General features: G+C 68.4%; 22 protein-coding genes. 11 read left to right on the top strand and 11 right to left on the bottom strand.

Annotated elements, in window-relative coordinates:
* The 7 genes from AB8M46_RS10145 to AB8M46_RS10115 all read right to left on the bottom strand — a co-directional run bounded on the left by AB8M46_RS10145 (nt 1) and on the right by AB8M46_RS10115 (nt 7,682).
* Nucleotides 1-1,038 carry an LLM class flavin-dependent oxidoreductase gene (locus AB8M46_RS10145; protein ID WP_394360149.1) on the bottom strand — a complete coding sequence of 346 codons (1,038 nt, stop codon included), beginning with the start codon at nt 1,036-1,038 and terminating at the stop codon, nt 1-3.
* Nucleotides 1,035-2,612, bottom strand: coding sequence for a dipeptide ABC transporter ATP-binding protein (locus tag AB8M46_RS10140; protein ID WP_394360148.1), 1,578 nt, complete (start codon nt 2,610-2,612; stop codon nt 1,035-1,037). Before AB8M46_RS10140 ends, AB8M46_RS10145 begins: the two co-directional genes overlap by 4 nt.
* Entirely contained in the window at nt 2,609-3,424 is an 816-nt protein-coding gene (locus AB8M46_RS10135; RefSeq protein ID WP_394360147.1) for an ABC transporter permease, read from the bottom strand. Before AB8M46_RS10135 ends, AB8M46_RS10140 begins: the two co-directional genes overlap by 4 nt.
* Nucleotides 3,417-4,367: an ABC transporter permease gene (locus AB8M46_RS10130; RefSeq protein ID WP_016338083.1), complete on the bottom strand. Its 951-nt coding sequence runs from the start codon at nt 4,365-4,367 to the stop codon at nt 3,417-3,419. Before AB8M46_RS10130 ends, AB8M46_RS10135 begins: the two co-directional genes overlap by 8 nt.
* On the bottom strand, nt 4,364-5,971 hold the full coding sequence (locus AB8M46_RS10125) for an ABC transporter substrate-binding protein (protein ID WP_394360146.1): 1,608 nt from the start codon (nt 5,969-5,971) through the stop codon (nt 4,364-4,366). The genes AB8M46_RS10130 and AB8M46_RS10125 overlap by 4 nt, the downstream gene beginning before the upstream one ends.
* A 206-nt stretch (nt 5,972-6,177) precedes the next feature.
* Nucleotides 6,178-6,816: a DUF1524 domain-containing protein gene (locus AB8M46_RS10120; protein ID WP_394360145.1), complete on the bottom strand. Its 639-nt coding sequence runs from the start codon at nt 6,814-6,816 to the stop codon at nt 6,178-6,180.
* 185 nt (nt 6,817-7,001) lie between these two features.
* Entirely contained in the window at nt 7,002-7,682 is a 681-nt protein-coding gene (locus AB8M46_RS10115; protein ID WP_369797380.1) for a hypothetical protein, read from the bottom strand.
* Between the two features lie 54 nt (nt 7,683-7,736).
* Here AB8M46_RS10115 and AB8M46_RS10110 point away from each other — a divergent pair, with 54 nt between their 5' ends.
* Nucleotides 7,737-9,023, top strand: a complete 1,287-nt coding sequence (locus AB8M46_RS10110) for an adenylosuccinate synthase (protein ID WP_037334603.1) — start codon at nt 7,737-7,739, stop codon at nt 9,021-9,023.
* Between the two features lie 68 nt (nt 9,024-9,091).
* On the opposite strand, the gene AB8M46_RS10105 is transcribed toward AB8M46_RS10110, so the two are convergent.
* Nucleotides 9,092-9,586 (bottom strand): OsmC family protein, encoded by a 495-nt coding sequence (locus AB8M46_RS10105; RefSeq protein ID WP_037334605.1) that lies wholly within the window; start codon nt 9,584-9,586, stop codon nt 9,092-9,094.
* Nucleotides 9,587-9,708: 122 nt separating this feature from the next.
* Here AB8M46_RS10105 and AB8M46_RS10100 point away from each other — a divergent pair, with 122 nt between their 5' ends.
* Nucleotides 9,709-10,644, top strand: a complete 936-nt coding sequence (locus AB8M46_RS10100) for an LLM class F420-dependent oxidoreductase (RefSeq protein ID WP_394360144.1) — start codon at nt 9,709-9,711, stop codon at nt 10,642-10,644.
* A 140-nt stretch (nt 10,645-10,784) separates the two neighbouring features.
* Nucleotides 10,785-12,008 (top strand): MFS transporter, encoded by a 1,224-nt coding sequence (locus AB8M46_RS10095; RefSeq protein WP_378426995.1) that lies wholly within the window; start codon nt 10,785-10,787, stop codon nt 12,006-12,008.
* Here AB8M46_RS10095 and AB8M46_RS10090 read toward each other — a convergent pair.
* Together AB8M46_RS10090 and AB8M46_RS10085 are read right to left on the bottom strand one after the other, a co-directional pair.
* Nucleotides 11,992-13,530, bottom strand: coding sequence for an amino acid permease (locus AB8M46_RS10090; protein WP_378426997.1), 1,539 nt, complete (start codon nt 13,528-13,530; stop codon nt 11,992-11,994). The genes AB8M46_RS10095 and AB8M46_RS10090 overlap by 17 nt on opposite strands.
* A 440-nt stretch (nt 13,531-13,970) precedes the next feature.
* The gene (locus AB8M46_RS10085; protein WP_394360143.1) at nt 13,971-15,089 is read right to left on the bottom strand and encodes a glycerophosphodiester phosphodiesterase; all 1,119 of its coding nucleotides are present in this window, start codon (nt 15,087-15,089) and stop codon (nt 13,971-13,973) included.
* A gap of 176 nt (nt 15,090-15,265) precedes the next feature.
* Here AB8M46_RS10085 and purD point away from each other — a divergent pair, with 176 nt between their 5' ends.
* From purD to AB8M46_RS10050, 7 genes are all read left to right on the top strand, one after another.
* Nucleotides 15,266-16,528, top strand: a complete 1,263-nt coding sequence (purD, locus tag AB8M46_RS10080; protein WP_037334615.1) for a phosphoribosylamine--glycine ligase — start codon at nt 15,266-15,268, stop codon at nt 16,526-16,528.
* Nucleotides 16,529-16,664: 136 nt separating this feature from the next.
* Nucleotides 16,665-17,051: a PE domain-containing protein gene (locus AB8M46_RS10075; RefSeq protein WP_037334617.1), complete on the top strand. Its 387-nt coding sequence runs from the start codon at nt 16,665-16,667 to the stop codon at nt 17,049-17,051.
* Nucleotides 17,002-17,643 carry a DUF3558 domain-containing protein gene (locus AB8M46_RS10070; protein WP_233629601.1) on the top strand — a complete coding sequence of 214 codons (642 nt, stop codon included), beginning with the start codon at nt 17,002-17,004 and terminating at the stop codon, nt 17,641-17,643. The genes AB8M46_RS10075 and AB8M46_RS10070 overlap by 50 nt, the downstream gene beginning before the upstream one ends.
* Before the next feature lie 10 nt (nt 17,644-17,653).
* Nucleotides 17,654-19,309, top strand: a complete 1,656-nt coding sequence (locus AB8M46_RS10065; RefSeq protein WP_394360142.1) for a hypothetical protein — start codon at nt 17,654-17,656, stop codon at nt 19,307-19,309.
* Nucleotides 19,310-19,313: 4 nt separating this feature from the next.
* On the top strand, nt 19,314-20,084 hold the full coding sequence (locus tag AB8M46_RS10060) for an ESX secretion-associated protein EspG (RefSeq protein WP_394360141.1): 771 nt from the start codon (nt 19,314-19,316) through the stop codon (nt 20,082-20,084).
* 146 nt (nt 20,085-20,230) lie between these two features.
* Nucleotides 20,231-20,542, top strand: coding sequence for a hypothetical protein (locus AB8M46_RS10055; protein WP_026467133.1), 312 nt, complete (start codon nt 20,231-20,233; stop codon nt 20,540-20,542).
* A 44-nt stretch (nt 20,543-20,586) separates the two neighbouring features.
* On the top strand, nt 20,587-21,705 hold the full coding sequence (locus AB8M46_RS10050) for a transglycosylase SLT domain-containing protein (RefSeq protein WP_350592676.1): 1,119 nt from the start codon (nt 20,587-20,589) through the stop codon (nt 21,703-21,705).
* 142 nt (nt 21,706-21,847) lie between these two features.
* Here AB8M46_RS10050 and AB8M46_RS10045 read toward each other — a convergent pair whose 3' ends face one another.
* Complete coding sequence (locus tag AB8M46_RS10045) at nt 21,848-23,032, bottom strand: FAD-dependent monooxygenase (RefSeq protein WP_394360140.1); 1,185 nt, start codon at nt 23,030-23,032, stop codon at nt 21,848-21,850.
* A gap of 143 nt (nt 23,033-23,175) precedes the next feature.
* On the opposite strand from AB8M46_RS10045, the gene AB8M46_RS10040 reads away from it, so the two are divergent.
* Nucleotides 23,176-24,084: a TetR/AcrR family transcriptional regulator C-terminal domain-containing protein gene (locus AB8M46_RS10040; RefSeq protein ID WP_394360139.1), complete on the top strand. Its 909-nt coding sequence runs from the start codon at nt 23,176-23,178 to the stop codon at nt 24,082-24,084.
* Nucleotides 24,085-24,088: the final 4 nt, after the last annotated feature.

The raw sequence follows: 24,088 nt of genomic DNA, 5'->3' as shown, positions 1-24,088 counted from the left end.
CTAGCTTTCCCAGACGCGCGAGGGCAGTTCTTTCCGCACGATCGGGACCACGTCGGCGGCGAAGAGCTCCAGGACGTCCCGCGCCTCCCCGGCCTCCAAGCCGTCGACCGACACCGCCTGCACCTCGTGCCCGAACGACGCGTGGTAGTCGCCGATCTTGTCGATCACCTGTTCCGGGCTCCCGACGAGCGCGGAACCGCCGGCGATCTTGTCCTCCAGCGTGGCGAACTCCGACTTGTTGTGCTGATACGCGGGCGTCTTCATCAGCGCCTCGAAGTACGGCCGGTACCCGTCCAGCGCCTCCTGCGAGGTCTTGGCCACGTACAGCCCGCCCGCGCCGGAACCGACGAGCGCGTCCGCCGGATCGTGGCCGTACTCCGCCCAGCGCCGCCGGTAGTGGTCGATCAGGTCCGCGTACTTCTTCTTGGGGTGGAAACCGTTCGCGGTGAACAGCGGATCGCCGAACTTCGCCGCCAGCTCGGTCGATTCGGTGCTCGACGCGCTCCCGTGCCAGATCCGCGGCCGGGCGTGGAACGGGCGCGGTTGCGTCGTGACGTCGGTCAGCGGCGTGCGGAACTCGCCCTCCCACGTCACGCCCTCCTCCAGGAACAGACGGCGCAACAGGGCGAACTTCTCCGCCTGGTACTCCCATTGCCGGTCTTCTTCGAGGCCGAACAGCGGGAAGTGCCGCGGATCGTTGCCCTTCCCGATCATGAGTTCCAGCCGGCCGCCGGAAAGCTGGTCGAGCGTCGCGTAGTCCTCGGCGACGCGCACCGGGTCGAGCACGCTGATCACGGTCAAGGTGGTCAGCAACCGGAGCCGTTCCGTGCGTTCCGCGACCGCCGCGAGGATCACCGGCGGAGCCGAGGAAAGGAACGGTTCCCCGTGCCGCTCGCCGACGCCGTACGCGTCGAAGCCCAGTTCCTCCGCGAAGATCGCCTCGTCGACGACCCGGCGCAGGCGTTCGTGCTGGGTCGGCGTCGCGCCGGTCACCGGGTCGGGATGGTTGGCGACCAGGGAGAAGAGCCCGAACTTCATCGTGTCTCCAAGGGTTTGCGGCCGGGGATGGCGGCGAGCAGCTCCCGGGTGTAGTCCGCGCTCGGCCGTTCGAGGACGTCCCTCGCCGGGCCGAGTTCCACGAGTTCGCCGCCGCGCAGCACGCCGACGGTGTCCGCGATCTGCCGGACCACGGCGAGGTCGTGCGAGATGAACAGGTACGTCAGGCCGAGTTCGTCCTGCAGGTCGGCGAGCAGCCGCAGGATCTGCGCCTGCACCGAGACGTCCAGCGCGGACACGGGTTCGTCAGCGACGATCAGCTCCGGGCGCAGGGCGAGCGCCCGCGCGATGGCCGCTCGTTGCCGCTGCCCGCCGGACAATTCGGCGGGCTTGCGCTTCAACACCGAAGTCGGCAGGGCGACTTGGTCGACCAGCTCGGCCGCCCGCGCCCGGCGTTCCGCCTTCGTGCCGACGCCGAACGCCCGCAGCGGCTCGGTGATGACGTCCTCGATGCTGAACTTCGGATTCAGCGACGCGTACGGGTTCTGATACACCAGCTGGAACCGGCGCCGCAGCCGCCGCAGCTCCTCACCGCGCAGCGCCGTGATGTCCTGGCCGTCGAACTCGACGACCCCGTCGGTCGGCGTCTCCAGCCGCAGGATCATCCGCGCGGTGGTCGACTTGCCGGAACCGGATTCGCCGACCAAGGCGAGCGTCCGGCCGCGGGCGATGTCGAACGAAACGCCGTCGACCGCCCGGACGGTTCCGAAGGTCTTGCCGAGGCCACGGACCGACACCAGGGCATCGGACGACGGCGGTTTCGGCTCCCTCAACGGGGTGTCGGACAGACTGGGCGCGGCGGCCAGCAGATCCCGCGTGTACTTCTCCGAGGGCGCGGCGAGGATCTCGCCGGTCGTGCCTTCCTCGACGACACTTCCCTGTGACAGCACGACGATCCGTGACGCGCGATCCGACGCGACACCGAGGTCGTGGGTGATCAGCAGGACGGCGGTGCCCGCTTCGGCGGCGAGTTCTTCGAGGTGGTCGAGGATCTGCCGTTGCACGGTGACGTCGAGCGCGCTGGTCGGCTCGTCGGCGATGATCAATTTCGGCCGTCCGGCGAGTGCGGCCGCGATCAGCGCGCGCTGCCGAAGCCCGCCGGACAGCTCGTGCGGATACTGCCGCGCCCGCGTTTCCGGATCGGCGATCCCGGCCTTGCGCAGCAGCTTCACCGCCTCCGTACTGGCGCCGCGTTTGTCGGCGAGACCGTGGATCAGCAGCACTTCCGCGACCTGATCACCGATCCGGTGCACGGGATTGAGCGACACGGTCGGATCCTGCGGGACCAGCGCGATCTCGCGGCCCCGCACCGAACGCCAAGCACGGTCGGAGAGTTTCGTGAGGTCACGGCCGTCGAAGGTGATCTCGCCGCGGTCGATCCGTCCGCCGCGGGGCAGCAGGCCGATCGCCGCGTGCGCCGTCGTGCTCTTGCCGGAGCCGGACTCGCCGACCACCGCGACGATCTGTCCCTTGTGGACGGAAAGCGAGACGCCGTCCACGGCGGTCACGGATTTGTAGGAAACCGCGAGATCGCGGATGGTCAGCAGTTCGCTCACCGCACGTCTCCTTCGATCGCTCTGGACAGCCGGTTCGCGGACAGCACGACGGCCGCGACGGTGAGTCCGGGGAAGGTCGTCATCCACCAGGCGGTGGCGAGGAAGCCGCGGCCGCCAGCCACCAGCGAGCCCCATTCCGGGGTCGGCGGGGTGGCGCCGTAGCCGAGGAAGCTCAGCGCCGACACCTCCAGCACCGCAGTGCCGAAGGTGAGCGTCGCGAGCGCGAGCACCGGGCCGAGCGCGTTGGGCAGCACGTGCCGCCCGAGCACGCCGGTCCAGCGCACACCGCCCGCCCTGGCCGCCTCGACGAACACGCCATTGCGGACCCGCAGCACTTCGGCCCGCATCAGCCGGGCGAACTGCGCGAGGTTCGCGACCCCGACCGCGATCGCGATATTGGTCGTCCCGAAGCCGAGCGCGGTGACCAGCGCCAGCGACAGGAGAATCGACGGGATCGCCAGCAGGACGTCGACGCAGCGCATGATCGCCGAATCGAGGGCGCCGCCACGGAACCCGGCGACCAGGCCGAGCGCGGAACCGGCGACCAGCGCGACCACGACGGCGATCACGGTCGCCTGCAACGAAAGCGCGGCGCCGTGGACGACACGGGCGAAGATGTCGCGCCCGGTTTCGTCGGTACCGAAGAGATGGCCGAGCGACGGCCCCTGCATCTTCTCGGCGGGGACGCCGGCGAGCGGGTCCTGTCCGGTGAAGAGGCCGGGTGCGACCGCCGACAGCAGGGCGAAGGCCAGCACGGCGATCGCGAGGATCAGGCCCGGCTTGCGCCCGGTGCGCACGAGAACGTCAGGCATCGGCCGTCTCCCGGTGTCGGATCCGCGGGTCGAGCAGGGGATAGACGAGATCGACGAGCAGGTTGATCACCACGAACACCAGCGCCGCGAGCACGATCACCGCCTGCACCACCGGGATGTCCTGCGCGGTGACCGCCGACGACGTCACGCGGCCGAGGCCGTCGCGGGAGAACACGGTCTCGGTGATCACCGAACCCGCGATCAGGTTTCCCGCGACCACGCCGGCGATGGTGAGCGTGGGCACCGCCGCGTTGCGCAGGAGATGTCCGAAGTGGACTCTCGACCGGCTCGCCCCTTTCGCCAGCGCGATCTCGGCGTACGGCTCGGCGAGCTGCGTGCGGAGGCTTTTTGCCAGCACCTGCCCGATGATCGCGCCGGTGGGGATGGCGAGGGTGATCGCGGGCAGGATCAGCGACTCGAAGCCGTTCGAACCCAGCGCGGGCAACAGCCTGAGCTGGAAGGAGAAGAACTGGATCAGCAGCAGCCCGACCCAGAACGGCGGCAGCGAGATCCCCAGCGGCGGCAACGCGAGCAGGAGGTTGCCCAGCCAGCGGTGTCGCGTAAGGGTGCCGGCGAACGCGATCCCGCCGCCGAACAGGATCGCGAGCACCAGGGCGAAGCCGGTCACCGCCAGCGTCGGCGGCAGGGCGGAGACGACCATGTTCGTGGCGTCGTCCCCCGTGGCGATCGAGCGTCCGAAGTCTCCCTGGAGTGCCGCGAGCAGCCGCTTTCCGTACTGCAGCGGCAAGGGGTCGTCGAGTCCGTACTCCGCCTTCGCCGCGGCGAGTTGTTCCGGCGTCACCGAAAGACCGGCCTCGCCCCCGCCGAGCTTCGCGCTGACCGCGTCGCCCGGCAGGAGGTAGAGGATCACGAAGGACACGGTGAACGCGGCCCACAGCACGAAGACCGCCTGCAGGATCCGCCGCAGCAGATACCGCGTCACGAGCCGGACACCCAGGCGTCGAACAGCTGAAGCCGGGACGACGCCTCGAAACCGACGCCGTGCGCGTTCGGCCCGTGCGCCAGCACCTGGGTCAGCTCGAACACCGGCGCCGAGTAGCCGTGCTCGATGATCGCACGCTGCGCCTCCTCGGCTGCGGGCTTCCGTTTCGCCGGGTCCACAGTGGACGACTGCGCGTCGAGCGGCGCGTCGACCGGATTGCCCGCGGGCAGTTTGCTGCGGTTGTTGGCCTTGGTGGAGAACAGGTTGCGCAGGATGTCCGGATCGGCGCGGGTGGTGTTGTACCAGAGGTACTCGTAGTTCCCGCTCTGCGTGATCTGCACGCTCTCGGCCGTCGTGCGCTGCTCGATCTGAAGGTCGAAGCCGATCTTGCGCAACTGCTGCTGCACGAGTTCGAGCACGCTCTTGTTCTGGTTGAACACCAGGGAGAAGACGACCTTCGCGGTCAGCCGCTGCCCGTTCTTGGTGCGGATCCCGTCGGGGCCGGGGAGCCAGCCCGAGCTCTCCAGCAGCGCCGTGGCGCCGGCCGGATCGTAGGCGAGCAGCGGGGAAAGGTCGGTGTAGAACGGTGTCGCCGAGCCGAGGACGCTGGTGGCGGGTTTGTAGTTCGGGGTCAGCACGGTGTTCGTGACCTCGGGCCGGTTGATGCCCTTGACCACCGCCTGGCGGACCTTTTCGTCGGTGAGCACGCCCTTGGTGACGTTGGCGTGCAGGTTGAACACGATGCCGGGGTTCGGGCGCGTGGGCTCGGTGAAACCGTTGGCGGTGAACTGCGGTTCGTCGACCGGCTGGACGTCGGTGATGGCGTCGAGCTGGCCGGATGCGAGGCTTCCGGTGCGTACACCGGGTTCCGGAACGATCTTGTAGGCGATCTTGTCGAGGTATGCCTCGCCCTGGTGCTTGAACAGCGACGAGCCCCAGTTGTAGCCCTTGCGTTTCGCGAGGACGATCTCCTGATTCTGCTTCAGGCTCTCGAAAACGAACGGCCCGGAGCCGATCAGGCCGTCACCCTGGCAACGCTGGTCGGCGGTCTTCCGGTACGCGGCGGGCGCGAGGACACCGAGCGACATCGTCGAGCTGGCCTGCAGGAACTGTGCGCTGGGAACGGAGAACTCGATCTTCACGGTCTTCGGGTCGACGACCGTCGTCCCCTTGTACACGGCCAGATAGCCGGAGCCGAGCTGCGATTTCGGGCCGAGCGCCTTGATCGCGTCGAAGCTCGTCTTGACCGCGGTCGCGTCGACCGGGCTGCCGTCGGAGAAGGTCGCGCCGTCGCGCAGATGGAAGGTGAACGCGGTCGAATCCGCGTTGCTCTCCCATTTTTCGGCCAGCCACGGCTTGATCTCGCCGGTGGCCGGGTCCTGGTCGGTCAGCGAATCGACCAGCTGACGGCCGACGTTGAGCGAAGCGTTGGTGCCGACCTGTTGCGGGTCGATGCAATCCGGGCTCGACGAGATCCCGAGGCGCAGCGTGCCACCGGGTTTGGGCGGCCCGGCGTCGGCGCCCGTCGCACCACCCGCGGAGGAGCAAGCAGTGACGACGATCGCGGTGAGGGCGAGCAAGGAAGTGGCGGCGGTACGGGACACCGGGTGGCCTCCAGCGGGGAACGGGGGCGCTTTCTCTTGCGCCTACCCGAATCACGCTAATCACGGCCTTGAGCCCCGCCCACATGCTGAACCCGGCTCCCAGCCCGCGAAACGTCCCATGATCCCGCTTGACAGCGCGCGATGCGCGTGAAGGCCCCCTTCCCTCGGCTGAGCCGAGGGAAGGGGGCCTTCACGGGAAAACCGGTTCAGCAGCGGTTGAGCATGTCCGTCAGCGCGGTCTTCTCCGCCGACTTGATGCTCAGCTTGTACTTGTACTTCACGGTGGTCCACATCTTCGCGTAGGTGCACCAGTAACCGACGGTCGGCGGCTTCCAGGCGTCCGGCGACTTGTCGCCCTTCTCCTGGTTGACGTTGTCCGTGACGGCGATCAGCTGCGGCGCGCTGAGGTCGTTCGCGAACGCCTGCCGCTGCGCGGTGGTCCACGAAGACGCCCCGGTGCGCCACGCGGCGGCCAGCGGGACGACGTGGTCGATGTCCACATCGGACGCCGCGCGCCAGGTGGCGCCGTCGTACGGGCTGAACCAGCTGCCGGAGACGGCGGCGCAACTGCTGTCCTGCTGAACGTTCGTGCCGTCCCGCTTCAGCACGACCTCACGCGTGTTGCAGCTGTTGCCCTGGTCGGACCAGTGCGGGAACTTGTCGCGGCTGTACCCGGTCGACGAACCGTCCGGCTTGACGGTCAGCGAGGCGAGCTGGGATTTGGCGGTGTCCGCCGACGGGATGCCCGGGGGTGTCGCTTCGGCGACACCCACCACGCCCGCGGAGACGATCGCCGAGACGGCGAGAACGGTGAAGGAGCGACGAACAGCAAGCGCAGTTGGCATATTGCTGCCTCCGTGTCAGGTTTGGGGACCTGGTCACCATGCGGCACGGATATGACCCACGCAACACCATCGGATGACACTCTGCTGGCTATTCGTGAACGGAGGGTGTCACGAGCAGGTAGGACAGGGTGTCCGTCTCCGAAAAATCTTCGGAAAGTCCAGCTGAAGGTTCTGAGCCGAACGGCCTAGTCCAGCCCGCGGACCAGGCGGAGATCCTCGGTGTGCCGGTACCAGGTCCACCGGCTCATGGCCCGCGGATGGGCGACGCCGTCGCTGCTCGGCCGCGTCGGGATGCAACCGAGCTGGAACGCCCGCGCGTACTGCGTCGAAGGCCGCTTGAACAGCGTCCCCTTGGTCACCCGGACCATCAGCCCAGGGCCGCTCGTGTCCGGCTCGACCTCGATCGAGCGCGCGGGCCCGCGAAGGACGGTGTGCTCGTCGCAGTAGGCCACCCCGCGGATCATCCCGATCACCCCGCGTCCGACCAGCACACCGCCGGTGTCGTCGCGGATCAGCGGCACCGGGTCGACCTCGCCGCGCAACGCGAGCGAGAGGGCGCGCAGCGGCTGCGTCGGCAGGCTCCAGATGCGGGCGACGTCGGAGTCCGGCGAGGAAGGCACGAAGCCGAGCGACACGCCCGAGAGCTGTTCTTTTCGTAACAGCCGCAGTGCGACCGCCGCCAGGTCGGCATCGGTGCCCGCGACCACGAGGTGATCGTGTTCCCCCAGCAAGGGGTCGATATCCGCCTTGCCGGGGCGGCTCGGGACGTGCACCATTTCGACGTCGTCGATCTCCGGGAGTGTGGGCTCGCCCGCCGGACAGACCACCACTATTCCGCGCACCCGAAGGCCCTCCGTTACGCTCATGCACCGGCATTTACCAGCGCCAAACCACAAGTCGCCGAACACCTGGAGTGTCACATGCCGGCCATCGTGCTGATCGGGGCCCAATGGGGGGACGAGGGCAAGGGCAAGGCCACCGACCTGCTCGGCGACCGCGTCCAGTGGATCGTGCGTTACCAAGGCGGTAACAACGCGGGCCACACCGTAGTCCTTCCCGACGGGCAGAACTTCGCCCTCCACCTCATCCCGTCAGGGATCCTCACGCCGGGCGTCACCAACGTCATCGGCAACGGCGTCGTCATCGACCCGGGCGTGCTGCTCGACGAACTCGCCGGGCTGGAAGAACGCGACGTCGACACCAGCAAGCTGCTGATCTCCGCCGACGCGCACTTGATCATGCCGTACCACGTGGCGATCGATAAGGTCACCGAGCGTTACCTCGGCAGCCGCAAGATCGGCACCACCGGCCGCGGCATCGGCCCCTGCTACCAGGACAAGATCGCCCGCGTCGGCGTCCGCGTGCAGGACCTGCTCGACGAGAAGATCTTCCGGCAGAAGGTCGAGTCGGCACTGGAGTTCAAGAACCAGGTGCTGGTCAAGGTCTACAACCGCAAGGCGCTGGACGCGAACCAGGTCGCCGACGAGGTGCTGGCCGCCGGCGAGAAGTTCGCGCACCGCATCGCCGACACGCGCCTGCAGCTCAACCAGGCCCTCGAACGCGGCGAGACCGTGCTGCTCGAAGGCTCGCAGGGCACCCTGCTCGACGTCGACCACGGCACCTACCCGTTCGTGACGTCGTCGAACCCGACCTCCGGCGGCGCGAGCGCGGGTTCGGGTATCGGCCCCGGCAAGATCGAGACCGTGCTGGGCATCCTCAAGGCCTACACCACGCGTGTCGGCTCCGGCCCGTTCCCGACCGAGCTGGACGACGAGTCCGGCGAGTACCTGCGCAAGCAGGGCGGCGAGTTCGGCGTCACCACCGGCCGCTCACGGCGCACCGGCTGGTTCGACGCGGTCATCGCGCGCTACGCGGTGCGGGTCAACGGCATCACCGACTACTTCCTCACCAAGCTGGACGTGCTGTCCGGCCTGGAGAAGGTGCCGGTGTGCGTCGGCTACGAGGTCGACGGGGTCCGCACGTACGACATGCCGATGACGCAGACCGACGTGCACCACGCGCTGCCGATCTACGAAGAGCTGCCGGGCTGGTTCGAGGACATCTCGGGCTGCCGCACCTTCGAAGAGCTGCCGGCGAACGCGCGGGCGTACGTCGAGCGGCTCGAAGAGCTCTCGGGCGCGCGGATCTCGGCGATCGGCGTCGGTCCGGGGCGGGAGCAGACCATCGTGCGGCACGAGTTCGTCTGACCCCCTTCGCGTGCTAGGAAAGGTCCTTTCATTGCAAAATTTGCAATGAAAGGACCTTTCCTTGCGTCTTAAGCGAGCGAAGTCTTCACCGGCGTCGGGTTCCGGAACAGGTCCAGCACCGGGCAGTGCTCGTCCACCTGCCGCTTCAGGTCCTCGTAGACCTCCGCCCCGGCGGGCCCGCTCAGCTCGACCGAAACGCGCACGTCCCCGAAGCCCGGCCGGGTCTCCGAAAACCCGAAGAACCCGTGAAGGTCGATGTCGCCGTCCACGGTCACCTGCACGCCTTCGAGCGGCACACCGAGCTTCGCCGCCCAGAACTGGTACGTGATCACCTGGCACGAGCCCAGCGCGGCGAGCGCGTACTCGACCGGGTTCGCCGCGGTGTCGGTGCCGCCGAGCGCGGCGGGCTCGTCGACGGCGAACGAGTGGTCGCGCACCCGCACGTCCACCCGGGTCGCGGTCCCGGGGGTCAGCGCGTTGGCGACGCTGAACGAGACGGCGGCATTGCGCGGGTCGGCGTCGACGGCGGTCTTGGTTCCTTCGATGACATCGGTCAGCGACATCGGGTCTCTCCAGGATCGAGGTGTCGGACGCCGCCCAGGGTGGGCCACCACCGCGATCCGCGCGCATGATCCCAACTGGTGAACGGCGAAATATCCTCACGGCGCCGTCGTTGGCCACGAATATGACCATCGGAGTGGCACTCCCGTCCGGGGACACCGCGGACGCCGTCAACATCGTCGACGAACTCGTCACCCAGACCCGGCAGGCCGCCGACGCGGGCCTGACGTCGGTCTGGTTCTCGCAGCAGATGGAGCACGACGCGATCACCGTCGCCGCCCTCGCGGGCCGCGCGGTCCCGGGGATCACCGTCGGGACGAGCGTCGTCCCGATCTACCCGCGGCATCCCTTGCTGATCACCGGTCTCGCGCAGACGGCGCAGGCCGCCACCGGGGGCCGCTTCGTGCTCGGCCTGGGAACCGGCGCGAAAAACTGGCTCGAACCCGCGTACGGCATCGAGTACCCGTCGCCGATCAAGCACCTTCGCGAGTACCTGACGATCCTCCGTCAGGTACTCGGCGGCGGCGAAGTCGACTTCCACGGCGAGACGGTCCGGGCGCACGCCAAGGGTTTCGCGGCTTCGCTGTCCGTCGCGGGGTCTTCGGACCTCCCGGTGATCGTCGCCGCGATGGGACGGCAGGCGCTGCGCGTCACCGGCGAGCTCGCCGACGGCACGATCCCGTTCCTCGCCGGGCCCAAGGCGCTTTCCGGGCTGATCGTCCCCGAGATCACCAAGGCCGCCGCCGGTCGTCCGGCGCCGCGGATCATCGCGATGGCCCCGGTCGTCGTGACCGACGATCCCGACGCCGTGCGGGCCACCGTCGACCGGCAGTACGCGTTCTTCCGCGACATCCCGTCCTACCGCGCGGTCTTCGACGCTCAGGGCGTGGATTCCGCCGGAGAGCTGGTGATCGCGGGGGACGAGGAGACCGTCGCGGCCGAAATCCGGCGGTACTTCGACGCCGGGGCGACCGAGGTCGTCGCGGCGCAGACCGGTATCCGGAACAGCGAAGAGCGGCTTCGCACCTGGCAGGTTCTCGGGGAGCTCGTGAAGCGCTGACGCTCGTGTCATGAAAGGGCCGTTCAGGACATTCATCGTCCTGAACGGCCCTTTCATGACATCCAGGGGTCCAGTGGCCTTGCTCACAGCGTTCGGATTGTGCATACTCGTGCGCATAGCGAACACAGCTGGAGGTCCCCATGTCCCCTGCCGCGGCCCGTTCGTGGGTGGTCCCACTCGCCTGGACGGCGGTACTGCTCGACGGATTCGACCTGGTCGTCCTGGGCACGGTGCTGCCCGCGCTGCTCCGTGACCACGTCTGGGGCCTGACGCCGGGCACGGCGTCGGTGATCTCGACGGTCGGCCTGATCGGCATGACGATCGGCGCGCTGGCGATCGGCACGATCACCGACGTCATCGGCCGCCGGAAGGCGCTGATCATCGCGGTCACCGCGTTCTCGGCGTTCACCGCGCTCTGCGCGATCTCGCCGTCGGCGTTCGTCTTCGGCCTGCTGCGCTTCCTCGCGGGGCTGGGCCTCGGTGGCTGTCTGCCGACGGCGATCGCGCTGGTCACCGAGCACGCCCGCAAGGGGAAGGGCGGCAGCGCGACCACCACGGTGATGACCGGCTATCACGTCGGCGCGGTACTCACCGCCCTGCTCGGCATCTGGCTGATCCAGCCGCTCGGCTGGCGGGCGATGTTCGTCGCGGGCGCGCTGCCCGCGCTCGTGCTGGTCCCGCTGATGATCAAGTACCTGCCGGAGTCCGAGACCTTCGAGCGGGCGCGGGAAACGCAGGAGAAGTCGGCGACCGAGGTCGTCGGCGGGCTGTTCCGCGGCGGGCTCCTGCGCGCCACCATCGCGTTCTGGGTGACGTCGTTCATGGGGCTGCTGCTGGTCTACGGGCTCAACACCTGGCTGCCGGAGATCATGCGCCAGGCCGGGTACCCGCTGGGTGCTGCACTCGGGTTGCTGCTCACGCTGAACCTCGGCGGGGTCGTCGGCCTGCTCGTCGCCGGCCGGGTGGCGGACAAGGTCGGGGTCCGGCCGGCGGTGATCTTCTGGTTCCTCGGCGCGGCCGTGTTCCTCGCCTTGCTGAGCGTGAAACTGCCCGCCGTCGGCCTGTACGTGGCCGTGTTCCTCACCGGCGGTTTCGTGTTCAGCGCGCAGGTGCTCGTGTACGCGTACATCGGCAAGACGTACCCGGACGTCATGCGCGCCACCGGGATCGGCTGGGCGGCGGGTGTCGGCCGGGTCGGCGCGATCTGCGGCCCGATCCTCGGCGGCGCGCTGCTGAGCGCCGGGATCGCGTATCCGTGGGGTTTCTACGCCTTCGCCGGAGTCGGGGCGTTGGGAGCGGCCGCGGTGACCGGAGTCCGCGCGGGCCGCTCCCGGGAGAACGTCGCCGCTACCCCAGTTCCTTGAGTTCCTTTTCCACGGCGGCGAGTTCCTCCTCGGAGCCCTGCACCTTCGGGCCCGTGAACCACTTGCGTGCCGAGACGAACCACCACACCGCCGCACCACCGAGTACGACGAGGAAGGCGATGGGCGTGTAGTTGAAACTGTCGATGGTGACCGGTGATCCCTGCGGAAGCATGAACAGCACGAAGATGAAGCAGACCCAGACGGTCGCGATGGTCCCGACGAGCTTGCCCCAGCGGCCGAGATTCCACGGTCCTGGTTCGAAGTCGTCGCCCTTGCGCACCCGCAGGAACACCGGGATCACGTAGGCCACGTAAAGACCGACGACGGCGATCGAGGTCACCGCCGCGTAGGCGGTCGCGCTCCACAGGTACGGCAGGGCGAGCAGGAGCGCGCCGCCCGCGGCCAGCCACACCGCGTTGGTCGGTGTCTGGGTGCGCTTGTTGATGCGGTGCCAGAACTTCGAACCCGGGATCGCGCCGTCGCGGGCGAAGGCGTAGATCATCCGCGAGTTCGCGGTCACCGACGCCATCCCGCAGAACAACTGGGCCCCGATACAGATCAGCAGGAGGAACTTGCCGGTCGTCGCGCCGGTCGCGTCGATGAAGATCTGCGCGGGCGGCACCCCGGTCTCGGATTCCACGGCGCCGTCGTAGTCCTGGATGGCGAAGGTGAGGCCGATCAGCAGGATCCATCCGGCGACCAGGGAGACGAGGATCGAGTTGATGATGCCGCGCGGCCCGGCCTTCGCCGCGTTCTTGGTCTCCTCGGTCATATGCGCCGAGGCGTCGTAACCAGTGAGTGTGTACTGCGCGACGAGGAGCCCCAGTAAGAAGACGTAGACCGGGGAAGCCCAGCCGGTCTTGTTCACGAACTCGCCGAAGACGAAGGACGCGTCCTGGTGCTTGGCGGGCACGACGATCAGCACCCCGACGATGACCAGCACACCTACCAGATGCCACCACACGCTGATGCTGTTCAGCAGCGCCACGATCTTGACGCCGAAGGTGTTCAGCAGGCCGTGGATCACCAGGATGATCGCGAGCAGCAAAATCGTGTTGCCCGGTGTCGCCTCGAAGCCGAACTGCAGGTCGAGGAAGGCGTTGAGGAACAGCGCCGCGCCGAAGTCGATCCCCGCGGTGACGGCGATCTGCCCGATGAGGTTGAACCAGCCGGTGAACCACGACCACGCCGCGCCGTTGCGCGGGGCGAGCTTCGCGGCCCAGTAGTAGAGGCCGCCCGCGGTCGGATAGCTGGAGCAGACCTCGGCCATGCCCAGCCCGACCAGGATGACGAACAGGCCGACCAGCGGCCAGCCCCAGATCATCGCGGCGGGCCCGCCGGTCTTCATGCCGAATCCGTAGAGGGTCAGGCAGCCGGAGAGGATCGAGATGATCGTGAAGGAGACGGCGAAGTTGGAGAAGGTCGACATCGTGCGCCGGAGTTCCTGCGCGTAGCCGAGTTGGTGGAGCCGGGCACTGTCTTCGTCGGCGGGTTCTGCGGCCTGCTTGTCAGAGACATCCATCGGGCACCCACTTAAAAGGTATGCGGACAGACCATTGAGATCCGCCGAAATTAGGCCCGCCGACCTGCGCATGTCAAGGTCCCGTCAAGAAACCCGTCCCCAGATGTCAGGAAAGGGTCGTTCAGGACGAAGAACGTCCTGAACGACCCTTTCATGACACTTGCACAGCTGTAGGGCCACTGGATGTAACCAGTGGGGGCGCAAGCGTTACCGCGTGTGAGGGGCGTGTGGAAATAGAGACGTTCAACGTCCCCGTTTCCACACACCCCCACGTCTCCGGCGGTCTGACCGTCGTGCCGGGCGGTCACGCGGGCACTGTGTGGATTTCTGGTCACCCAACGCCCCAAAATCCACACAGTCGGCGGCGACCGTTCCGCAGGCCTTGCCTTGCGCCAGGAATCCCCTCAACGACCGGCCCCCCGTCACCACCGCGAGAGAGCTCAGCGCCCCTGGAACGCCTTCACAGCCTCCAGCGCCGTGTCCGGGTGGTCGGCGAAGTACCCGTCGACACCCGCCTTGAGGAAAGCCTCCTGCTCGGCGAACGCGTTGCCGTACTCGGCGGGGTTCGCCGACGAACGCAGGTTCTGCGGGAGGAAGTTGTTCTCGTTGCGGAACGTGTACGGCCCGACCTTCAGTCCGGCCTTGTGCGCGTCGGCGACGAGCTTGGTCGGCTGCCCCAGCGCGCCGTTCACCACCGGGATGACCTGCGCCTTCTCCGGGCCCAGGTAGTCCGCGTACTTCGAGATCTCTTTCAGGCCCGCCGGCGTCACGAGGTCGGCGTACGTCCGCGGGTCACCCTTCGCGACGAAGTCGGCCGGAGCGCCGGAAGCCGAGGTCAGCTGCAGCAACGGCACCCGCACCTGGCGCGAAAGCTCGATCAGGTTCGACACCTCGAACGACTGGATGATCACCGGCGCCTTCGGGTGGTTGAGCCCGTTGCGCTTGAGCAGCTCGACCAGCTTCGGTTCGGTCGGGTTCTTGATCGACGAGAAGTAGGTCGAGTGCTTGATCTCCGGGTACGTCCCCAGCTCGCGGCGCAGTTCGCGGCCCAGGCGGCGCGTCAGGTCGAGCACTTCCTGGTAGGTGGCGATCTGGTAGCGGCCGTCGTAGATCTTGTTGTTCGGCCGCAGCTGCGGGATCCGCTCGGTCGCGCGCAGGGTCTTCAGCTCGGCGAGCGTGAAGTCCTCGGTGAACCAGCCGGTGAACGACGTGCCGTCGATGACCTTCGTCGTCTTCCGGCCCGCGAACTCGGGGTGCTTCGCGACGTCGGTGGTCCCGCCGATCTCGTTCTCGTGCCGGGCGACGAGCTGGCCGTCCTTGGTGGGCACCAGGTCGACGTCGACCCAGTCGACGCCCTGGCGGTAGGCGAGCTCATACGAGGCGAGCGTGTGCTCCGGGCGGTAGCCGGGGGCGCCGCGGTGTCCGACGATCACCGGCCCATCGTGGCCCTTGGCCGACGCCGACACATCTCGGGCACCCGGCTCGGCGGCGCCGGCCAATCCGGTGACACTGAGTACGGCGAGTCCGGACAGGGCGAGCACGCCCAGGCGCTTTCGCATGGTGGATGACCTCTTTCGGTTGAACTCGGGGTACCGCGCCACCCTTGACGCAGGAGGCGTCCGGACGGCGAAGACGGACCGGCGGAGGCCTGACCGCCGGGTGAACGCCGGATGGAACCACCCGCTCGAGGACGGCGACGTCTCTGTAGCTCACCGGCCCGGTTACCCTGTGCGTCGTGCGCGTACTGGTAATCGGGTCCGGCGCCCGTGAGCATGCACTCGTCCTCGCGGTCGCGGAAGACCCTTCCGTCACCGCACTGGCCTGTGCCCCGGGCAACGCCGGCACCTCTTCGGTGGCCGAGCAGCTCGGCGTCGACGCGGCCGACCCCGAATCGGTCTCCGCCCTCGCGAAGCAGTGGCAGGCGGACCTGGTGGTGGTCGGTCCCGAGGTCCCGCTGGTGGCGGGTGTCGCCGACGCGGTCCGGAAGGCGGGCATCGCCTGCTTCGGCCCGTCCGCGTCCGCGGCCAGGATCGAGGGCTCGAAGGCCTTCGCGAAGGACGTCATGGCGGCCGCGAAGGTGCCGACGGCGCACTGCGAGGTCGTCGACAACCCGGCCCGCCTCGACGCCGCGCTCGGCCGGTTCGGCCCCACCTGGGTGGTCAAGGACGACGGTCTCGCCGCGGGCAAGGGCGTCGTGGTCACCACGGACGTCGACGTCGCGCGCAAGCACGCCCTGATGCTGCTCGACGGCGGCCACCCGGTGCTCCTGGAGTCGTTCCTCGACGGTCCGGAGGCCTCTCTCTTCTGCTTCGTCGACGGCCGCACGGTCGTCCCGCTGCTGCCCGCGCAGGACTTCAAACGCGTCGGCGACGGCGACGCGGGCCCGAACACCGGCGGCATGGGGGCGTACGCGCCGTTGCCGTGGGCGCCGAAGGACCTGGTCGACGACGTCGTCGCCCGGATCGTCCAGCCCGTGGTCGACGAACTCGACAACCGTGGCGCCACCTTCTCCGGCCTGCTTTACGCCGGTCTCGCGCTGACTTCCGAAGGCCCGCAGGTCATCGAGTTCAACTGCCGCTTCGGCGACCCGGAGACCCAGGTCGTCCTGGCGCTGCTCCGCAGCCCGCTCGGCAAGGTCCTGCACGCGACGGCGACCGGCAAGCTCGCCGAACTGCCGCCGCTGGAGTGGGATTCCGGTGCGGCGGTCACCGTCGTGCTCGCCGCCGACGGCTACCCCGGCAAGCCGAGGACCGGCGACGTCATCACCGGTGGTGAGCTCGAAGGCGTGCTCCACGCCGGCACCCGCCGCCGCGACGACGGCGCCGTGGTCTCCTCCGGCGGCCGCGTGCTGTCGGTCGTCGGCACCGGCAAGAACCTGAAGGCCGCCCGCAAGGACGCCTACGCGACGGTCGAGAAGGTCCACCTGGCCGGCTCCCACCACCGCACCGACATCGCCCTGCTCGCCGCCAAGGGAGAGATCGCCACCCCGGTCTCGTGAATTCCGGACGGAACCGTTCCGGTCCCTGGTGCGTCTAACCCGGTATTTCCGGCAAAGCTTAGGCAGCCGATACATCCGCGTTGGTAGCCTCAGGCAGGACGAACGGTCACCGTGCGCAGTGTCCAAGGGGTGGGGAATGGCAGCATCGGGCAAGGTCCAGGACCTCACGTCGGCGGTCCCGACGCCACCGTCGGTGGCCGACATCAGAGTCGATCCGTCGAAGCTGCTCGAAGTGGCGAAGATCGTCGAAGAGCAGGTCGACGCGTTGCAGGACAAGCTCATGACGCGGCTCGACCAGCTGCGGATCGACACTCCGGCCAACGACACCGTGAGCGTGCACGCGACCGACGTGTGGAACTCGCTGGTCGCCGACGGCGACCAGTCGTACGCCGCGCAGGTCCGGGCATACGTGGCCGGTCTCCGGGGATTGGTCAGCCAGCTCCGCACGGCGGCCAAGGAGTACAAGACCAGTGATGCGGACAAGGCGGCCGCACTCGGGGACCGTGGTGTTCACCGGGCGTAGGCCCCGTGTGCTGGTGTCCGGCGGCGTGCTCACCCTCGCCTTGGCCGGATGTACCACGGACACGGGCGGCCAGCCGTTCCCCAACGAACCCGCGCTGGCTTCGGCCACGCAGGGTGCCAAGGCGTCCGCGCTGCCCGCCAGGCCCGCCGAGCTGCCCCTCCAGGGTGTCGATCCGTGTGCCCTGCTCGCCGATCCGCAGCTCGACCGGCTGAAGATCAATAGCAAACCGCGCACGGCCGCCGAACCGATCGACGGCCCGACCTGTGTCTTCGACGCGGACGCCGAGCAACCCTTCCACAGCTACTACGTCCGCACGATCACCGCGGACGTCGAAGAATGGTTCACCGGCAAGCGCCGCAAGAACAGCATGACGACGGAACCGGTGCAGGTCGACGGGTTCCCCGCCATCAGGAACCACCGTGACACCGGCACGCCGGGTGATTGCGAAACGCTCGTCGGTGTCGCGAAAGGACAGACGCTGGCGGTGCGGGCGGTCACCATCACCGCCGGCGCGTTCACCATGCCGCAGCTGTGCGAGAAATCCGCACTGGCGGCCGATTTGGCTTTGCAGACCTTGAAAGCACGCAATTAGGGAGGGCGGCGTGAACGTTTCCGACCTCGCGGGCAGGCTCCGCGATCTTCGGTTCGACGGCTACACCGACACCGGGATCGCGACCGAGATCGAGCAGTTCCGCAGCGGCGACGGCACCGGCAGCATCGGCATCGCCGTCGACGCGCTGAAGGCCGTCGCGGGCGCGCTCGCCGACACCGACAAGACGCTGCGTGACGAGCTGGGCAAGCTCGGCGTGGAATGGCAGAGCGAAGCGGGCGGCGCCGCCGGTCAGGTGTTCACCGAGCAGGCGGGTTTCTCCCAGGACGCGAACACGAAGGTCTCGCATTCCGCGGAGATGATCTTCGCCCAGGGTGAGGCCTTCAACCGGACGCTGCACAAGCTCCCGGATCCGGACGTGGTCCGGAAGGGCGCCGGCGGCCTGACCGTCGGCGACGTCCTGCTGAGCCTCATCGGGTTCGAGACCGACCACGCCAAAACCGTCAGCGCCGCGAACAACGCACGGGCGCAGGCGCAGGAGGCGTTGAACGACTACGCCAAGACGAGCGGCGAGAACCTGCTGACGACCGACACCCTGGCCGATCCGCAGGCGATGAACCTGACCCAGACCACGACGACCGCCGGCGCGGGCGGCGGGTCCGCCCCGCTCGACCTCGCCGGCACGGCCACGGATCTGACCCCGGACGGCAGCGTGCGGCCCGCGTCGGCCGCCGTCGAGTCGAAGTACGTGCCGCCGGTCGCGCAGCCGGTCAGCCACCCGAAGGCGCCGTCCTACGACGCTCCGACCCCGGCCTATGGCGTCGCCATGGGCGGTGGAACGGCTCGGAAGACCGCTTCGGCGGCGCCCGGCCCGGGCGCGACCGCTCCCGCGTCGGCGGGCTCGACGACGCCGGCCGGCACTTCGCGGCCGGCTCCCGCCCCGGGCTCCGGCTGGGTGACGCCGAACCGGCCGTCCCCGCAGCCCGAACAGGGCAGGCCTTCGTACCCGGTCACCGGCTCTCCCGCCTCGCCGCCGTTCGTCCCGCCGGGCGCGCCGTCCAACCCGAACATCCCGCCTGGCCAGTCCACCGGCAGCCTGCCGCCGAACAGCACCACGTCGGCGCAGCCGGTCGGCAAGTCCTTCGGCACCGGCCCCGGTATCGACGCCGCACTCGGCAAAGGCGCCGGTTCCAGCTCCGGCCCCGGTGTCTTCGGCAACGTCGGCGGTGGTGCCGGTGGCGACCAGGCGCTCGGCAAGGGCCGCTCGGTCGGCTCCGGACCGCAGGCGCCGTTGGCCCCCGGCAACGAATCCGGTCGCGGCTTCCCCGCCGTCCCCAAGATCACCGGTCCGCCCGCGGGCGATCTGGGCGCCGGTGCCGCCGCGCTCGGCGCCGGTGTCGCCGGTGGCGCGCTGAGCGGCGACAAGGAACGCGACCGCCGTCCCCGTCAGGAAGGCGGCGTGAAGCCGACCCGTCAGCTGCCGATCGGCGAGCTTCCCGAAGAGGAGGCCATGCGGCGCTCGGAGAAGATCGGCGCGAAGCAGCCGAAGCCCGAGTCGAAGTTCATGGAGCGCGCGGCCACCCAGGACGTCGAAGAGGACGCGGAACACATCAGGCGTTATGGCGTCGACGACAAGGATCTGTTCACGGACGAGCGGCTGGTGTCGCCCGACGTGATCGGTGACCACGGCAACTCCGAAACGCGCTGAACCTGTGCCGAACGACAACGGCAGCCTGGTGCTGTCCGCACTCGAGTTCGAAATGCTCTGGGAAGCCGAAAGGCTGCCCCGCCGCCATGTCGCACTCGACGTGCCGAGCCCCGGAACGACCCATACGGAGCGGGCGGCACTGATCGAAGAGGCCTGGGAATCCCTGCGCGCGCGAGGGCTCGCGCGGGGACATCAGGCGTCGGGCGAACTGGTCGACATGCTGAACCTGTTCGCGCATCCCCGGCTCGCGATCGACGTCTGGGTGTGGACCGACCGCGAGATCAAGGGACAGGCGGTCAGCGTCGGCAACCAGGCGTTGCTCGGCGTGATCGACGCCGGTCAGGTGTGGTTGATCCCGGCCCGCGAAAGCTCGCTGGCCGAAGCCGCCGTCTCGGTCGCGGGTGATCTCGGCCCCGGGGTCGGCCAGTCGATCAGCATCCCCCATGACGTCCTCGTCCAAGCCGACGCCGCGGCTCGCGGTGACGCGAAAGCGCTGGTCACGGCTCTGGAAGATCTGGACGTGCCCCTCTGGCAGGCGCAGGAGGTGGCGGGCATGCTGCTGGGCCAGGAGGCACGCGGCCAGTTCGGTGCCGAACGCGCGGGCCGAGACGGCCGCCCCCGGCGCGCGGGCGGCGTGGTCGCCTTCTACGACACGGACGCGGGCCGCTATCTGTTCCAGGTCGCGCGGAACCGCGACGGGCGGGATTGGGCGACCATCACCCCGGCGGACAATCAGCTGCTGGCGACGAGGATCCGGGAAGTCGCCGATTTCTGATTCGCCCGATTATCGGCGGGGTGGAAGTTGGCGTGGATACGCACACGGCCCCCTGCCGAGGTCTTAAAGTATGCGCGGGAACCGTCTTGATCGGCCGCGCGTCAGATCGGGCGGACACAAGTTTTCCGTGAAGGGGATGACGAACCGTGCCTGTGTACGACCCGGATTCCATGGGGATCGCCGCCGGTCAGGTGGAGAAGCTCAAGGACGAGTTCGAGAAGACCAAAAAAGGCGTCACCGGGATGGATGACGAGAAGGAAAGCCCCTTCGGCGGAGTGGACGAGCACGGCGACGCGCACGGCGCGGTCGGCAAGTTCAAACAGGGTGTCCACAACGAATTCGATTCGGCCGGTCAGCTGATGGAGGCCACGGCCTTCGTGCTGCGAAAGGCCGCGGGGCTGATCAAGGAGACCGAAGCGGTCCACGTGGACAACCTGAAGGTGCACGGGGACCTGTGACGACTCGCCAGGCCTGGGGGCCGAAGACCAAGGGGGCTTGAGCAGTGGCTTTGAACGGTGTCGGCGCCGGCACGCCGGACGGCTGGGACGGACTGACCCAGAAGGCCGAGCAGATCAGCAAGGTCAACCTCGCCGCCATTCAGAACGCGTCGAGGCAGTTCAAGACGGCCGCCGACAACGCGGGTGACCACAGCGCGGCGTTGTCGACCTCGACCGAGGCGCTGAACGGCGGCGTCTGGGCCGGGCCCGCCGCGGAGGCCTTCTTCGAGTACGTCAAGTCGATCACCAAGGCCGGCAAGAACGTCGAAGAGCAGCTGGGCAAGGTCGTCGACGACCTCGATCGCGTCCACACCGATCTCGGCAACATCAAGGCCCAGGTGAAGGGCGTCTACGAAGACGCCGAAGCGGCGGTCAACACCAGGAACGCGCAGGCGGAGAAGGACAAGAACGCGGCGATCACGGCCGCGGCGCAGGCCGAGAAGGATCACAAACCGGCGCCGAGCCCTTCGGCCGACGAGATCATCCAGAAGGCCAAGACCGACATCAACGGTATCGCCAAGGACGCGGACGGCCGGGTCAAAGGCCTGCTCGACCAGGCCAACCAGATGATCCAGAAGTCCCAAGAACTGATGAAGAAGGACATCCAGGGCGGCTATTCCACCGTCCCGATGCCCGGCAAGGACGGCTCCGTCCCCAAGCGCACCGGCGGACTCCACGCCGGTGGTGGTGGCGGTGGAGGAGGCGGTGGCGGTGGTGGGGGCGGCGGCCTCGGCCCGAGCGGCGGCCCGCCGTCGACGACGCCGCCGGGCAACGTCCAGCAGTGGATCCAAGAGGCCATCAAGATCCTGCAGGCCAACGGGATCCCGGTGACCGAGGCGGATATCCAGAAGATCTGGACGATCATCGAGAAGGAGTCCGGCGGCAATCCCAACGCCATCAACAACTGGGACTCCAACGCGGCGAAGGGCACGCCGTCGAAGGGGTTGATGCAGTGCATCGACCCGACCTTCAACGCGCACAAGCTGCCCGGGCACGACGACATCTACAACCCGGTCGACAACATCATCGCGGGCGTGCGGTACACGTTCTCGCGGTACGGCGGTTTCGATGGCCACCCGGGCCTGAAGTCCATGGCCGGTGGCGGCGGATACCAGGGCTACTGACGAGATCGACCGGCTCGCTTGCCGGCGTCTCGGGCCCGCCAGAAGTACGTGAAGGCCCCCTTCCTTGCGCTAGACGCAGTGAAGGGGGCCTTCACGTACTTGGGAAGGTATGAAGGCCGGTCGGCGCACGCAAGGCCCGCCGTCAGTAGTCCTTGAGTGCCAAGGCGTTCGCCGCTTCCGTGAGCGGCCGCATGGCCGCCTTCATCAGCCGGTCCCGGAACGGCAGATGAGGCAGCACCCGCATCGACTGGATCTGTTTCCACTGCCGGAACCGCGTCTGGTTCTTCTGGTTCATCGCGGCCAGTGCTTGGTTCTTGAGCACGAACGGCCGCATTTCCCTTTCGTAGGAAGCAAAAGCGGCGCGGTGGTCAAGAGAAGCGGCCAGTGACCCGGCGAGCACGTAGGCCCCGACGATCGCCAAACTGGTGCCCTGCCCCGAAAGCGGCGAGGGGCCATAGCCCGCGTCGCCGACCAGCGCGACCCGCCCGTCGGTGAACCGGTCCATCCGGATCTGGGTCATGGAATCGAAGTACAGCTCACTCGACGCCATTTCGCGAAGCAGCCGCGGCACTTCCCAGCCTTGGCCGGCGAACCGGTCGGCGATCAGTTTTCGTTGCTGCTCCAGGTCGTGCCGGTCGAAGTCGAGCTCCGGCGACTGGAAGCCGAGCATCGCCCGCGCTTCCGTGTTCTTGCGCGCGCTGTACAGACCGGCCAGTTTCCCCGGCATCATGTGGAAGGTCTGCCAGCGGTCCAGATCGAGGAAGTTCGGCACGGTGAACACCGCGAGATAGGTGTCCATGTAGTGCGAAAACTGTTTCTCCGCACCGAAAACCAGTGACCGCACGGCCGAGTGCTGCCCGTCCGCGCCGATGACGAGATCGAAGTCTCGGGCCTCTCCGCGTGCGAAGGCGACTCGGACACCGTCGGTGCGCTGCGTGATGCCGGTGATCCAGTCCCCGTAGACGTACTCGACACCCTCCTGAGCGACCGAAGCCAGCGTGTCGGTGAGGTCGTCCCGCAGGATCTCGACGTCCTCGCTGTCGGTGAGCCCGCCGGTCAGCGTGTGGTCGGTGACGTTCACGAGGGTCTTGCCCTCGCCGTTCACGAACGACATCCCGCGCATGTCCGTCCGCAGCTCCCGGAGGCGTTCGAGCACCCCCATCCGGTCGACGACGCCGAGCGCCGTGCCGCGGATGTCGACCGCGTGCCCGCCGACCCGGGGCGCGGGCGCCCGTTCGACGACCGTCGGCGCGAAACCGTGCCGGCGCAGCCAGTAAGCCAGCGTCGTGCCGGCGATCCCCGCGCCCGAAATCAGGACCTTCCGCATGTCCACTCCCTGTGTACGGCGTTTTGAAGCACTGCGTACAACGTATGTACGTTGGGACCCGGACCCAGGAGAATGCCTGGAAAACCTTCAATGCACTAGTGCGATACGGCTAGTGCGGCACCGGGAACGCGGTAAGGTGCACTATGGCAAGAACCGAGCCGCCCTACCTGCGGATCGCCGCCGAGATCCGTCGCCGGATCACGTCCGGCGAGCTTCGCGAGGGCGACAAGATCCCGTCGACCCGCCGGATCATCGCCGAATGGGGCGTCGCGATGGTGACCGCGACGAAGGTCCTCGCCACGCTCAAACGGGACGGCCTGGTCGTCGCCAAACCCGGCGCGGGCACGGTCGTCGCGAGCCGCACCCGGAAGGCCGCGCCGAGGACCGAGGCGGAGCTGTCACGCGAGCGAGTGGTGAAGGCCGCGATCCGGATCGCCGACGCCGAGGGCATCCGCGCGCTCTCGATGCGCCGCGTCGCCTCCGGGCTCGGCGTCGCGACGATGGCGCTTTATCGCCATGTCACCGCGAAGGAGGAGCTGATCCTCGAGATGGCGGACATGGCGCTCGGCGAAATCCGCTTCCCGCCCGAGCCGCCATCCGGCTGGCGGGCCCAGCTGGAGCTGATGGCGAGGGCGCAATGGGCGCTGTTCCGGCGGCATCCCTGGCTCGCGCAGGCGCTCTCGATCACCCGCCCGCAGCCACTGCCGAATCTGCTGACGCACGCCGATTGGGCGACCCGCGCGCTCGACGGTCACGGCCTCCCGCCGTCGACGATCATGTACGCGCACATCACGATCTTCAACCACGTACGCGGCATCGCCCTCAACTTCGAGGCCGAAGCCGACACCGAATCCGGAACGGCGGTCACGGCCGACGCCTGGCTGGCGGAGCACGAGCCGATCCTCTGGGATCTGGTGTCCGGCGGCCGTTTCCCGAACTTCGCCGGTGTCGTCTCCCGCGCTCCGTTCGACTACGACCTCGACACGCTCTTCGAGTTCGGCCTGCAACGGCTCCTCGACGGCTACGCGGTTCTCCTCGCGAAGTCCGGTTAGCCTC

It is taken from the genome of Amycolatopsis sp. SB7-3 (assembly GCF_041021335.1).
In the GTDB taxonomy this organism is placed as follows: domain Bacteria; phylum Actinomycetota; class Actinomycetes; order Mycobacteriales; family Pseudonocardiaceae; genus Amycolatopsis; species Amycolatopsis japonica.
The sequence above is the reverse complement of the archived record's forward strand: the minus strand, read 5'-3'. Positions and strand labels throughout refer to the sequence as shown.

Bases quoted from the DNA above. Each gene is read 5' to 3' on its own strand.
- AB8M46_RS10145 (WP_394360149.1), bottom strand. From the start codon at position 1,038: ATGAAGTTCGGGCTCTTCTCCCTGGTCGCCAACCATCCCGACCCGGTG.
- AB8M46_RS10135 (WP_394360147.1), bottom strand. From the start codon at position 3,424: ATGCCTGACGTTCTCGTGCGCACCGGGCGCAAGCCGGGCCTGATCCTC.
- AB8M46_RS10120 (WP_394360145.1), bottom strand. From the start codon at position 6,816: ATGCCAACTGCGCTTGCTGTTCGTCGCTCCTTCACCGTTCTCGCCGTC.
- AB8M46_RS10115 (WP_369797380.1), bottom strand. From the start codon at position 7,682: ATGAGCGTAACGGAGGGCCTTCGGGTGCGCGGAATAGTGGTGGTCTGT.
- AB8M46_RS10110 (WP_037334603.1), top strand. From the start codon at position 7,737: ATGCCGGCCATCGTGCTGATCGGGGCCCAATGGGGGGACGAGGGCAAG.
- AB8M46_RS10105 (WP_037334605.1), bottom strand. From the start codon at position 9,586: ATGTCGCTGACCGATGTCATCGAAGGAACCAAGACCGCCGTCGACGCC.
- AB8M46_RS10100 (WP_394360144.1), top strand. From the start codon at position 9,709: ATGACCATCGGAGTGGCACTCCCGTCCGGGGACACCGCGGACGCCGTC.
- AB8M46_RS10095 (WP_378426995.1), top strand. From the start codon at position 10,785: ATGTCCCCTGCCGCGGCCCGTTCGTGGGTGGTCCCACTCGCCTGGACG.
- AB8M46_RS10090 (WP_378426997.1), bottom strand. From the start codon at position 13,530: ATGGATGTCTCTGACAAGCAGGCCGCAGAACCCGCCGACGAAGACAGT.
- AB8M46_RS10085 (WP_394360143.1), bottom strand. From the start codon at position 15,089: ATGCGAAAGCGCCTGGGCGTGCTCGCCCTGTCCGGACTCGCCGTACTC.
- AB8M46_RS10075 (WP_037334617.1), top strand. From the start codon at position 16,665: ATGGCAGCATCGGGCAAGGTCCAGGACCTCACGTCGGCGGTCCCGACG.
- AB8M46_RS10070 (WP_233629601.1), top strand. From the start codon at position 17,002: ATGCGGACAAGGCGGCCGCACTCGGGGACCGTGGTGTTCACCGGGCGT.
- AB8M46_RS10045 (WP_394360140.1), bottom strand. From the start codon at position 23,032: ATGCGGAAGGTCCTGATTTCGGGCGCGGGGATCGCCGGCACGACGCTG.
- AB8M46_RS10040 (WP_394360139.1), top strand. From the start codon at position 23,176: ATGGCAAGAACCGAGCCGCCCTACCTGCGGATCGCCGCCGAGATCCGT.